This is a genomic window from Bacillus cereus group sp. BfR-BA-01383 (assembly GCF_022663495.1).
In the GTDB taxonomy this organism is placed as follows: Bacteria; Bacillota; Bacilli; order Bacillales; family Bacillaceae_G; genus Bacillus_A; species Bacillus_A cereus_AU.
In genome coordinates, this window is the sequence record NZ_JAKUFP010000014.1 from 16,173 (window position 1) to 28,472 (window position 12,300).

The following is a 12,300-nucleotide window of genomic DNA, read 5'->3' on the forward strand; positions in this document are numbered from 1 at the left end:
TTTTAAGCGTGCATTGAAAACCAAACCACTTATTTTTCCATGATTGAATTATCTATAAAAACTTTATAGCATATATACTCTTAATTTAAATTTCACATACCGTAATAGAAGTGAAAAATTATTTTTTCAAAAAAATGTAGTAATTTCTTTTTGCAATTTGCTATAATTAGTTCGAATATGGGCAGTATCAAAGCGAACTGCACCATTATTTTATGCAGTATGAAAAAATAATAATTTGGATTCTGCCTTGATCCAATAACGGACTGGGACAGAGGGATGAATAATGCCGACTAACACACAACCCTTCTGCCCTTTTGTGGCCAGAGGGGTTTTTATATGATTTCGGCCATCTCCTCTCTCCTGTATAAAGGAGGAGTAGTTTTTGAAAACAAAAACAGACTTTTTGAAGATGAAAGAGCAAGGTGAGCCGATTACAATGCTAACGGCGTATGATTATCCATCTGCTAAATTAGCAGAAGAAGCTAAGGTCGATATGATTTTAGTTGGTGATTCTCTAGGAATGGTTGTACTTGGATATGATTCAACAGTTCCAGTAACAGTAGAGGATATGATTCATCATACGAAAGCTGTACGCCGCGGAGCGAAAGAGACGTTTATTGTAACTGATATGCCATTTATGTCTTATCACGTCTCATTGCAAGATACGATGGTTAATGCACGTCGTATTGTTCAAGAGAGTGGGGCACATGCATTAAAGGTAGAAGGTGCTGGAGAAGTTATATCAACGATTTACTACTTAACGAATGCGGGAATTCCTGTTGTGGCGCATTTAGGTTTAACTCCTCAATCTGTAGGAGTGCTAGGTGGGTATAAAGTACAAGGGAAAGATGCTGAAAGCGCAAAAAAATTAATAGAAGATGCAAAGAAATGTGAGGAAGCTGGTGCGATAGCACTTGTGTTAGAGTGTGTGCCAATGCAATTAGCAGAACTTATTTCAGAGCAATTGACAATTCCTACAATTGGAATTGGAGCGGGACAAAAAGTAGATGGGCAAGTTCTTGTATACCATGATCTTATCTCGTACGGCGTAAATCGTGTTCCGAAATTTGTGAAGCAATATACGTCTGTTCAAGAAGAGATTGTGCGAGGGATTTCACAATACGTTACTGAAGTAAAGACAGGGCAATTTCCTGAAGAAAAACATTCGTTCACAATGAAAGAGGAAGAATGCTTAGCGTTATACGGAGGAAAACAATAATGAAAATCATAACTACAGTGCAAGAGATGCAGCAAATTACAAACGAACTTCGTACAAGTGGAAAAAGTATCGGTTTTGTTCCAACGATGGGTTATTTACATGAAGGGCATGCTACATTACTGCGTAAGGCAAGAGAAGAAAATGAAATTGTAGTTTTAAGTGTATTTGTAAACCCACTACAATTTGGACCAAATGAAGATTTAGATCGATACCCACGTGATATTGATAGAGATGAAAATGTAGCAAAAGAAAACGGTGTGGATTATTTATTTTATCCGAGTGTAGAAGAAATGTATCCGGCAGAACAAACGACAACAGTAGAAGTTGTGAAGCGTACCGACGTATTATGTGGCAAACAAAGACCTGGTCATTTTTCTGGAGTTGCGACTGTGCTAATGAAACTATTTAACATTACATTACCAACTCGTGCTTATTTCGGTATGAAAGATGCACAGCAAGTCGCTGTAATTGAAGGGTTCGTAACAGACTTTAATATTCCCGTTACAATTGTACCAGTTGATATTGTAAGGGAAGAGGATGGATTAGCGAAAAGTTCTCGTAACGTGTATTTATCACAAGAAGAACGTGAAGAGGCTCCTCATTTATACAGCAGTCTATGTATAGCGAAGGAACGAATTGAGGCAGGCGAACACAATCCAGAAATCATTATGAATCTTGTGAAAGAGCATATTGAGACGTATACGAAAGGCACTGTAGATTATGCGGATTTATATGCATATCCTTCATTGACTACAATAGATAAAATTGAAGGACGAATCATTTTAGCAATTGCTGTTAAGTTTGAAAATGTACGATTAATTGACAATATAACATTAACGGTTAAATAAGGGGGAGCATCTATGTTTCGCACAATGATGAGAGCGAAGTTACATCGTGCAACTGTAACAGAAGCAAATTTAAATTATGTAGGTAGTATTACAATTGATGAAGATTTAATGGATGCAGTAAATATTGTAGAAAACGAAAAGGTTCAAATTGTAAATAACAATAATGGTGCTCGCTTAGAGACATACGTTATTAAAGGAGAACGTGGTAGCGGTGTTGTTTGTTTAAACGGTGCTGCTGCAAGGCTTGTACAACCGGGAGATAAAGTGATTATTATTTGTTACGGTCTAGTTACGGAAGAAGAGGTTCATAAGCAAGAACCAAAAATTGCGGTGTTAGACGATCATAATCAAATTCTTGAAATGTTAGGCGCTGAAAAGGCCGGTACAATTTTATAAAATGGGAAGCTATCTCTATTTCAGGAGATAGCTTTTTTGTGCATCTTTTCATTAAGATCAGATAAAACGTGGTATAGTAACAATATATGAATTATTGTTGTTTGAAAGGTAAGAAATTGAGGTGTTACATATATGAGTAAGCGTTATGTCGTTGTTGATTTAGAGACGACCGGGAACTCCTGGAAAGATGGGAAAGATAAAATCACCCAAATTGCAGCTGTTGTAGTAGAAGATGGAGAGATATTGGAGATTTTTTCATCTTTTGTTAACCCGAGGAGAGAGATTCCCTTATTTATTACCGAATTAACAGGGATTGATGAAAATCTCGTAAAACAAGCCCCGTTATTTCAAGATGTAGCCCCGATGATTGTTGAGCTATTACAAGGTGCGGTTTTCGTTGCACATAATGTTCACTTTGATTGGAATTTTTTAACGGAAGAATTAAGGCGGGCTGGATATACAGAAGTACATTGTCCAAAAGTTGATACAGTTGAGTTGGCGCAAATTCTTTTGCCGACAGCTGATAGTTATAAATTACGTGATTTAGCTAAGAAACATGAACTAGAGCACGATCAACCGCATCGTGCAGATAGTGATGCTCTTGCAACAGCGGAATTGTTTTTACAATTTTTAAATGAAATTGAAAAGTTACCACTTGTCACATTGCAATCGCTATATGAATTAAGCGATGTTTTTCAAAGTGATATAGCTGATGTACTTTCTGAAAATATTTTAAAGAAAGTAATGCATGGAAAAGAAGCGACAGCAGAGTATGAAGTACATCGAAATATTGCGCTGCGAAAGCGGAACTATTCTTTAAGCATAGGAGAAACATGTTCATCAAAGTTCGATGCTTTCTTGAATAAAACGATGGATAAACTTGAATTACATATGCCAAAGTTTGAAAGAAGAGAAAGTCAACAAATGATGATGAAAGAGATATATACGGCGTTAAGAGATTCTCGTTTTTCTCTTATTGAAGCGGGTACAGGGACGGGAAAGACTCTTGCTTACTTACTTCCTAGTCTTTATTTTGCAAAGAAAAAAGAAGAACCTGTCATTATAAGTACACAAACGGTACAACTACAACAACAAATATTGGAAAAAGAAATTCCGTTATTACAGAAAATAATGCCATTTTCATTTGAGATAGCTCTTCTAAAAGGAAGAAAGCATTATCTTTGTTTACATAAATTTGAGTATGCTATGCAAGAGGAAGAGAAAAATTATGATATGGCACTTACGAAGGCAAAGATTTTAGTTTGGCTATTGCAAACTGAAACGGGTGATCGTGACGAATTAAATATTCCTGAGGGGGGAAAGTTACTTTGGAATCGCATATGTAGTGATGCGTATAGTCCAGGCGGTATGCAAAGTAATTGGTTTAGTCGTTGTTTTTACCAGCGAGCAAAGAATAAAGCTTTATTTGCAGATATCGTTATTACAAATCATGCGTTATTATTTCAAGATTTTTCAAGTGAAGAACCACTGTTTGCTTCATGCGAACATATTATTTTTGATGAAGCTCATCATATTGAAGAAGCTGCGAGTAGAACATTGGGCGAACAGTTCTCCTGTATGTATTTTCAATTGATTTTATCTCGCCTTGGTACACTAGAAACAGATGATGTGCTGTCCAAAGTATATAAAATGATGAAAAAATCAGAGCAAGCATCTCGTTCGACTTTCCGTATGATCAGCCATAGCTTGAAGGAACTAAAATTTGATGCGGATGAACTATTCCAAATGTTACGCACTTTTATATTTAAGCAAACAAAACAAGAACAAGGAACGAACAATATGCCGCTCATTTATCGATATAACACGGAAGTAGAGAAGGGTAAGTTGTGGGATAGTATTGTTGAATTAACAAATCGTTTTGTATATGAATTAAGAAGATTAGTGACTAATCTGGAGAAACAAGTGGATATATTACAAAGCAAGATAGAATGGGAGATGCATGTTGTTACAGGTGAATTTATGCATTTAATTGAGTTGCTGAGAAAGATGGCACAATCTTTACAATTACTCATTTTAGAAAAAAATTCATATGTGACATGGATGGAGACTGAAACGAAGGGAACGATTCATTCAACAGTTTTATATGCGCAGCCTGTTCATATTGGTGAGAGATTTGCTGATGAATTTTTAACGCAGAAAAAGAGTGTTATTTTTACATCTGCAACATTAACAGTTAACGATACGTTTGATTATATAAAAGAGGAGCTCGGATTACATGATTTCGCTCCAGATACTTTAAAGGTTTCATCACCATTTCGCTATGATAAACAAGTGAAATTAATGGTTTCAACGGATGTGCCTTTTATTAAGCAAGCGAGTAATGAAGAATATATTGAGTCTGTCTCGGAACATATTGCAAAAATAGCGAAAGCTACAAAAGGTAGAATGCTCGTTTTATTCACTTCGTATGAAATGTTGAAAGAAGCGTATGCGAATTTGAAAAATAATGATGCACTAGAAGGCTATTTATTATTAACACAAAGTGTGAATAATAGAAGTCGAAGCCGCTTAATTCGAAAGTTTCAAGAGTTTGACAAATCGATTTTGTTAGGCACGAGTAGTTTTTGGGAAGGGATCGATATTCCAGGAGATGCCTTAAGTTGTCTTGTCATTGTCCGTCTTCCGTTTACACCTCCTCATCAGCCAATGATGGAAGCGAAAGGTGAATGGCTAAGAAATCAAGGTGAGGACGTTTTTGCTAAATTAGCGCTCCCACAAGCAATATTACGTTTTAAACAAGGGTTTGGTCGTTTAATTCGAACAAATACAGATACGGGGACTGTAGTAGTATTAGATCGTCGTTTGACGAGTTCTTCTTATGGAAAACGATTTTTACAATCAATTCCTAGCGTGCCTCTTTATGAGGGACCGTTAGAAGAATTACTAGTACAATTAGAAGAACCGTCAAGTTAATAAAATTTGGAAGAAAAATACGCCTGAAGTATTTATAAACTTCAGGCGTAAAAAATGTGGGTAGGAGGAATTTTATTTTTCTTACTTCTTGTATACAAAATGTATTGGTTTTCGACTTGAAACCTTTTTTTGCTGTACATGTCCTGCTATAATAGATGGGTGATGAAGCAGGGGTTGTAAAGAATGTACTCTTATTGTAACCGTATTGCGTTCTTCTATAATTAGAAATTTTTGTGTAACGGAGGAGTTTTTTCATGGAGAAGAAAATCGAAGTACTATCAACGACACGTATTAAATATTCGTCTGATTTGTATAAAATTGTTGATAGTTTGAATCGTACGTTAAAAGAGCAGGACCTCATGTTCGGATTAGCATTAGACGAAAAAGACAAAGAAACAGCTGTATTTACCATTTACAGAACGTAGTGATACAATGAAAAAGTGGATCTTTGCAATCATTATTGTTATCGTTGCTAGCGGAATATATGGGGCGTATGTTTATAATAAAGCAATGGACAAGAAAATTCCAAAAGAATCAAAATCTGTAGAAATTGCTAAAGAAAAAGCAAAGCTTACAAAAGTAAAATCTGTTGATTATTATAACGGAAGATCTGCATATACAGTCGTGCAAGGTGTAGATGAAAAAGGAGAACAAATTATTGTTTGGGTACCTGATAAAAAAGGAAATGTCCTCGTGAAGAAAAAGAGTGAGGGTATTTCTGAGAAAGAAGCTTTACAAAGGTTGGCGGAACAAGCAACAGGAAAAGGCGATGAGCCGAAACCGAAGCCAAAGCAAATTGTAAAAGTAAAATTAGGTGCTGAAAACGATATTCCGTTGTGGGAAATTACATATATTGATCAGGAAGATCGTTATACGTATTATTATCTAGAATTTCAAAATGGGGTATATGCTGGACACTACAGCATTGAAAAATAGATGTAGGGGGAACTACAAATGAAATTAGCAAAGCGAGTAGCTGCTTTAACACCATCTGCAACTTTAGAAATTACAGCAAAGGCTCAAGCATTAAAAGCGGAAGGTCATGATGTAATTGGATTAGGAGCAGGAGAACCTGATTTTAATACACCAGAGCATATTATGGATGCTGCGCATAAAGCGATGTTAGAAGGACATACGAAGTATACACCAACGGGTGGATTACAAGCGTTAAAACAAGAAATTGTGAAGAAATTTACTCGTGATCAAGGCATTGCGTATGATCCGTCTGAAATTATTGTATGTAACGGTGCAAAGCATGCATTATATACATTATTCCAAGTGTTACTTGATGAAGGAGATGAAGTTATCATCCCAACTCCTTATTGGGTAAGTTATCCTGAACAAGTAAAACTTGCTGGTGGTAACCCAGTTTATGTAGAAGGTTTAGAAGACAATGAGTACAAAATTACAGCAAAGCAGCTGCGTGAGGCAATTACAGAGAAAACGAAAGCAGTTATTATTAATTCACCGAGCAATCCAACAGGAATGATTTACAGCAAAGAAGAATTACAACAGCTTGGAGAAGTATGTTTAGAACATGATATCTTAATCGTTTCAGATGAAATTTATGAAAAGTTAATTTATGGTGACGCAGAATATACTTCAATTGCCCAGCTTTCTAATGCATTAAAAGAACAAACACTTATTATTAATGGTGTATCTAAGTCTCATTCTATGACAGGGTGGCGCATTGGATATGCAGCAGGAAATAAACAGCTTATTAAAGCGATGACGAACTTAGCAAGTCATAGTACGTCAAACCCAACTTCCATTGCTCAATACGGTGCAATTGCTGCGTATGCAGGCTCGCAACAACCTGTAGAAACGATGCGTCAAGCGTTTGAAGAAAGATTGAATATTATTTATGATAAGTTAATCCAAATTCCTGGTTTCACTTGTATCAAGCCACAAGGTGCTTTTTACTTATTCCCAAATGTAAAAGAAGCTGTAGCACTAGCTGGGTATGAAACAGTTGATGAGTGGGCAAAAGCATTATTAGAAGAGGAAAAGGTGGCTCTTGTTCCAGGTACTGGATTTGGTGCACCAAATAACGTTCGCTTATCATATGCGACATCTCTTGAACAAGTAGAGAAAGCATTAGAACGCATTCATACGTTCATGAAAAGTAAAGTGCAAGCTTAATTGAATATTTCATTCATGTAATACAAAAAACCTCCCTACATAATAGGGAGGTTTTTTTGACGAATTGTAGCAAATTGAAATAGCGAAAGGTGTGTTATACTAGAGAGCGAGGTGTTTGGTGATGAAAAAGAAAATGATGTTACAGTGGTTTGAGCAGGGAAGCATTGCAATTCCAAAATTGCTTATGATGCACTATAAAAAATTAGGATTAAATGAAATGGAATTTATGGTTGTGCTTCATGTGCACACATTTTTAGAGTCAGGTAATTCGTTTCCGACTCCTTCAGAGATTTCAGAACGGATGACAATAACGGAAATGAAATGTATGGAAGTAATTCAGGCATTGATTCAAAAAGGTTTTTTATCACTAGAAGGTGGACAAAGATCAGAGGCGATGATGTGCGAAAGTTATTCTCTACAACCGTTATGGGAAAAAGTATTGCATTTCTTAATGGATGAATCAATAGAGGAAGAACAAAAAGAAACAAAACAGCTACAAATAAATTTATATACAGTATTTGAAAAAGAATTCGGAAGACCACTTTCACCATTTGAATGTGAAACGTTAGGAATGTGGGAGGACCAAGATCAACATCATCCGAATTTAATTCAAGCTGCTCTCAGGGAAGCTGTGATGAGTGGTAAGTTGAATTTCCGATATATTGATCGTATTTTATTTGAGTGGAAAAAGAATGGCATTAAAACAGTAGATCAAGCTCAAAATCAAGGACGGAAATTTAGAGCGAATCAGCAACGAACGCAACAAACGACACAACAAGAGACGAAATTTACTGGTAAAGTGCCTTTTTATAATTGGTTGGAGCAGTAATGTAGGAGGAAGTATATGTTAAATAAAACGCAAATTCGTTATTGTTTAGATACAATGGCGGATATGTATCCGGAAGCGCATTGTGAATTAATTCATGATAATCCATTTGAACTTGTAATTGCCGTGGCATTATCTGCACAATGTACAGATGTATTGGTAAATAAGGTGACGAAAAATTTATTTCAAAAATATAAAACACCAGAAGATTATTTAAGTGTTTCTCTAGAAGAATTACAACAAGATATACGCTCTATTGGATTGTATAGAAATAAAGCAAAAAATATTCAAAAGTTATGCCGAATGTTATTAGATGATTATAATGGGGAAGTGCCAAGAGATCGAGATGAGCTTACAAAACTACCAGGTGTCGGAAGGAAAACAGCAAATGTTGTAGTATCAGTAGCATTTGGAATTCCAGCAATTGCTGTTGATACGCATGTGGAACGCGTGAGTAAACGATTAGCGATTTGTAGATGGAAAGACTCTGTATTAGAAGTGGAAAAAACGTTAATGAAGAAAGTTCCGATGGATGAGTGGGGAGTTACGCATCACCGTATGATTTTCTTCGGACGTTATTATTGTAAAGCACAGCGACCACAATGTGAAGAGTGCCGATTACTAGAAATATGCCGAGAAGGAAAGAAACGAATGAAGGGGAAATAAAGGATGGAGCGAGTTATAGAAATACCGAAAGAGTTTCGGTGCGTACCATTTTTTAAAGAGAGTGCAAATTCGATTACGTATCACACGGACAAATCTTTTACAGAAATAATACAAAATACGTACTTTATATTTGATATAGAAAGACAATATGAGCCATGGAATGAAATTGAAAAAAGTGTTCCTGCGATGTTGCATGTATGGAAAAGCAAGCATGAAGAAATTGCTATACTATTTCGAAACAGAAAAAAACAAGAAGCTGAAGATCCAATGATTCTTTTTGCAGCGCACTTGCTATCGATTGTATATTGGTTAAATGGCCAGCCTGTTCATAGTTTGAATGAAATACAAGTAAATACGAATAAATTGGAAGTACAACCTGTTAATTTTATGGAGCGATATTCATTTATTATAAAGAAACCGAGTAATTATCATTCTTATATTCAATTAGCACAGTTGTATATCGAAATAGAAAAGCTATATGTAAAGAAAATGATAACAAAAAAGAAGTCCGTTTCTCGTTAAGAGAAAGGACTTCTTTTTGTTTATTAAGACGCTGTTGTAACAACATTTCCGTCTGCGTGAGGTGTATCTTCTCCGGTATTCTGTTGTTGTTCTTCTTCAGCTTTTTTCTTAGCTTCTTCTTCAGCCTTTTTCTTAGCTTCTTCTTCAGCTTTTTTCTTAGCCTCTTCTTCAGCAGCTTTCTTTTGAGCTTCTTCTTGCTGTTTACGTTCTTGCTCTTGTTGTTGCTGCTGTAGCTGTTCTTGTTGTTTACGCTGATCTTCCTCAGCTTTTTTCTTAGCTTCTTCTTGTTTTAATTTATCTTCATTAGCCTTTTTCTGATCTTCTTCAGCTTTTTTCTTAGCTTCTTCTTCAGCTTTCTGCTTAGCCGCGTCCTCAGCTTGCTTTGCATCCGGAGTTCCGCCAGGAGCAGTGAAGGATGCACCAATTGCAGGACTTGTTCCTGTACCTTTTTTCGCTACTACAGAGAAGCTGTAAGTAACACCTGGTTTAATGCCACCAAGAGTAGCTGTCGTGCCGCTTATTGATAAGCTACCACTTGAACCGTCAGAGGCTTTATAACTAGCCGCATATGCATCAACTTCTGCTGGCCCAGACCAGTTTAGTGTCACTGTGCTAGCGCCATCGAAATTGACATTCAGGCCACTAGGTGGATCTACTTTAATTTGTTTAATTGCATCTTTTTTCGCACCTTTTACGTATAACTCACCGTTTAGTTCTTGTACAGAAGAAGGACGTTCGAAACGAGATGTATCTGTAGCGAATTTGCTCATCATAACTTGGAACATTTGTTGTGCAATTCTAGTAGAACGATCGCCAATGTAATTTTCTGGGCCGTCCTTTTCGTAACCAGTCCACACAGCCATTGTATATTGAGGTGAATAGCCAGCGAACCAGCTATCTCTGTTTGCATCAGCTGGGATGCCATATTTTTTAATAACTGACTCATCAAAGTTCTGTGTTCCTGTTTTACCTGCTACGTCAATACCTGAAACATATGCTGTTGGACCTGTACCGCCAGAACCAGGCTTTACTACGTCACGAAGAACGTCAGTAATCATGTAAGCTGTATAGTCGTGCATTGCACGTTGTTCTTTCGGTTTAAAGCTTTTCTTTTTCCCATCTGGGAAGATAACTTCTTTTACGAAGTGAGGTTTATTATAAACACCGTCATTACCAAATGCTGCATAGGCACCTGCTAATTCTAATGGAGAACTATCGTTACTACCAATTGCAGTAGATTCAAATACTTCTCCCTTATTAAACGTCATACCTAAACCTTCAGCAAATTCTTTTGACTTATTAAGACCAACTGCTTGTGCTGTCTTTAAAGCCGGGATATTTAATGATTTTTTCAAAGCTTCACGTAGTGAAACGTCACCTTTGTAGCTGTTTGTTGCATTTCGTATCTTTTTACCATTAGAATACGTATATTCTGAGTCGTTTAACTGATGGTATGTAGACCATTGTAAATTCTCAATCGCAGGACCGTAGTCGAAAATTGGTTTCATTGTTGAACCAACTTGGCGTTTTAAATCAATGGCCATATTATGACCTTTAAAAGTAGACTTACTTTCTTTACGTCCAGCGCCAATTGCTCGAACTTCTCCAGATTGTGTATCCATAAATACGAATGACCCTTGGAATTGATCGTTTGGATACTTAATGATATTGCCATCCATAATTTTGTCGGCGTAATCTTGAGCATTTTGATCAAGTGTTGTATGGATTGTTAAACCATCTGAACCGATATTTACATCAGGGTATTCTTTTTCAATTTCTTTTACAGCAGCATCTAAAAATGCTTGATACTTCATTTCAGTTACTTCTGAAGATGGAAGAAGACCCTCAGTTACAGGGATTTTCATTGCGTTATTCATTTCTTCTTTTGTTATATAACCATGTCGATTCATTAATGATAATACGATATTACGACGATCTGTTGCTCGTTCAACATTTTCTGGTTTTGTTGGATCATATATGTTAGGACCTTGGGGTAAACCAGCAAGCATTGCAGCTTCATGTAATTGTAAATCCTTTAAATCTTTGTCATAATATTTTTTAGCTGCTGTTGCAATACCGTACGAACGGTTACCTAAGTTAATCTTGTTTAAGTACATTTCTAAAATCTCGTGTTTAGAGTATTGTTGCTCTAATTTGTAAGATAAGTACCATTCCTGCACTTTTCGTTTTGCGGTTTTGTCCATCGTTAGAAAATAGTTTTTAACTACTTGTTGTGTAATCGTACTACCACCTTGTGAACCGAAACCACCAGTGATGTTTTCCATAACCGCTTTAGTAGTTCGTTTAAAATCAATTCCATTATGATCATAGAAGCGTGAATCCTCAGTTGCTAGGAATGCATTTTCAACTACTTTTGGAATTTGATCGTAAGTAACATGGGTTCGTTTTTCAGCACCGTATTCATAGAAGAAATTTCCGTCCTTATCAAGGAACTTTGTTGATAAAGGATTGACAAGTTTTGATTTGTCTAATTTTGGAGCGTCCTTTATCATAACAAAGAAAGCGGAAACGCCAGCTACGAGACCGACGATACCAAGAAGTAGGCAACCTATAAGGAATTTCTTAAAAAAGGAGCCTTTTTTCTTTGGTTTTTCTTCTTTATTTGTTTCTTTCTTTTGATTTTTCACATGATTTCGTTCTGTACGAGAACGATAATTATCTGACATTATACTTTCTCCTACCTTTCATTCTCTCCCCCAAAAGTCGAAAAAAGAGCCTTAGTGATG

The 12,300-nt window shown here is 36.3% G+C and carries 11 protein-coding genes; 10 read left to right on the forward strand and 1 reads right to left on the reverse strand.

All coding sequences use genetic code 11. The features are described from left to right. The first annotated feature begins 382 nt into the window (after window positions 1-382). The 10 genes from panB (at window position 383) to MR065_RS14870 (ending at window position 9,553) form a co-directional block, all read left to right on the forward strand. Window positions 383-1,219: a 3-methyl-2-oxobutanoate hydroxymethyltransferase gene (gene panB / locus MR065_RS14825; protein ID WP_098989168.1), complete on the forward strand. Its 837-nt coding sequence runs from the start codon at window positions 383-385 to the stop codon at window positions 1,217-1,219. Next, the gene (panC, locus tag MR065_RS14830) at window positions 1,219-2,067 is read left to right on the forward strand and encodes a pantoate--beta-alanine ligase (protein WP_097902291.1); all 849 of its coding nucleotides are present in this window, start codon (window positions 1,219-1,221) and stop codon (window positions 2,065-2,067) included. The genes panB and panC overlap by 1 nt, the downstream gene beginning before the upstream one ends. A gap of 12 nt (window positions 2,068-2,079) precedes the next feature. Continuing rightward, window positions 2,080-2,463, forward strand: coding sequence for an aspartate 1-decarboxylase (gene panD / locus MR065_RS14835; RefSeq protein WP_097902290.1), 384 nt, complete (start codon window positions 2,080-2,082; stop codon window positions 2,461-2,463). Between the two features lie 132 nt (window positions 2,464-2,595). Beyond that, the gene (gene dinG / locus MR065_RS14840; RefSeq protein WP_242214185.1) at window positions 2,596-5,397 is read left to right on the forward strand and encodes an ATP-dependent DNA helicase DinG; all 2,802 of its coding nucleotides are present in this window, start codon (window positions 2,596-2,598) and stop codon (window positions 5,395-5,397) included. A 254-nt stretch (window positions 5,398-5,651) separates the two neighbouring features. Then, window positions 5,652-5,822 carry a YpmA family protein gene (locus tag MR065_RS14845; RefSeq protein ID WP_000412179.1) on the forward strand — a complete coding sequence of 57 codons (171 nt, stop codon included), beginning with the start codon at window positions 5,652-5,654 and terminating at the stop codon, window positions 5,820-5,822. Window positions 5,823-5,829: 7 nt separating this feature from the next. Further along, on the forward strand, window positions 5,830-6,333 hold the full coding sequence (locus tag MR065_RS14850) for a cell wall elongation regulator TseB-like domain-containing protein (RefSeq protein ID WP_097902288.1): 504 nt from the start codon (window positions 5,830-5,832) through the stop codon (window positions 6,331-6,333). An 18-nt stretch (window positions 6,334-6,351) separates the two neighbouring features. Beyond that, window positions 6,352-7,539 (forward strand): aspartate transaminase AspB, encoded by a 1,188-nt coding sequence (aspB, locus tag MR065_RS14855; RefSeq protein ID WP_097902287.1) that lies wholly within the window; start codon window positions 6,352-6,354, stop codon window positions 7,537-7,539. A gap of 121 nt (window positions 7,540-7,660) precedes the next feature. Next, window positions 7,661-8,368, forward strand: a complete 708-nt coding sequence (gene dnaD, locus MR065_RS14860; RefSeq protein ID WP_242214186.1) for a DNA replication protein DnaD — start codon at window positions 7,661-7,663, stop codon at window positions 8,366-8,368. A 15-nt stretch (window positions 8,369-8,383) separates the two neighbouring features. Beyond that, window positions 8,384-9,031, forward strand: a complete 648-nt coding sequence (gene nth / locus MR065_RS14865) for an endonuclease III (protein ID WP_242214187.1) — start codon at window positions 8,384-8,386, stop codon at window positions 9,029-9,031. A 3-nt stretch (window positions 9,032-9,034) separates the two neighbouring features. Beyond that, window positions 9,035-9,553, forward strand: coding sequence for a YpoC family protein (locus tag MR065_RS14870; protein ID WP_242214188.1), 519 nt, complete (start codon window positions 9,035-9,037; stop codon window positions 9,551-9,553). 23 nt (window positions 9,554-9,576) lie between these two features. Here the strand turns inward: MR065_RS14870 and MR065_RS14875 are convergent, their stop codons facing one another. After that, window positions 9,577-12,240, reverse strand: a complete 2,664-nt coding sequence (locus tag MR065_RS14875; protein ID WP_242214189.1) for a penicillin-binding protein 1A — start codon at window positions 12,238-12,240, stop codon at window positions 9,577-9,579. Window positions 12,241-12,300: the final 60 nt, after the last annotated feature.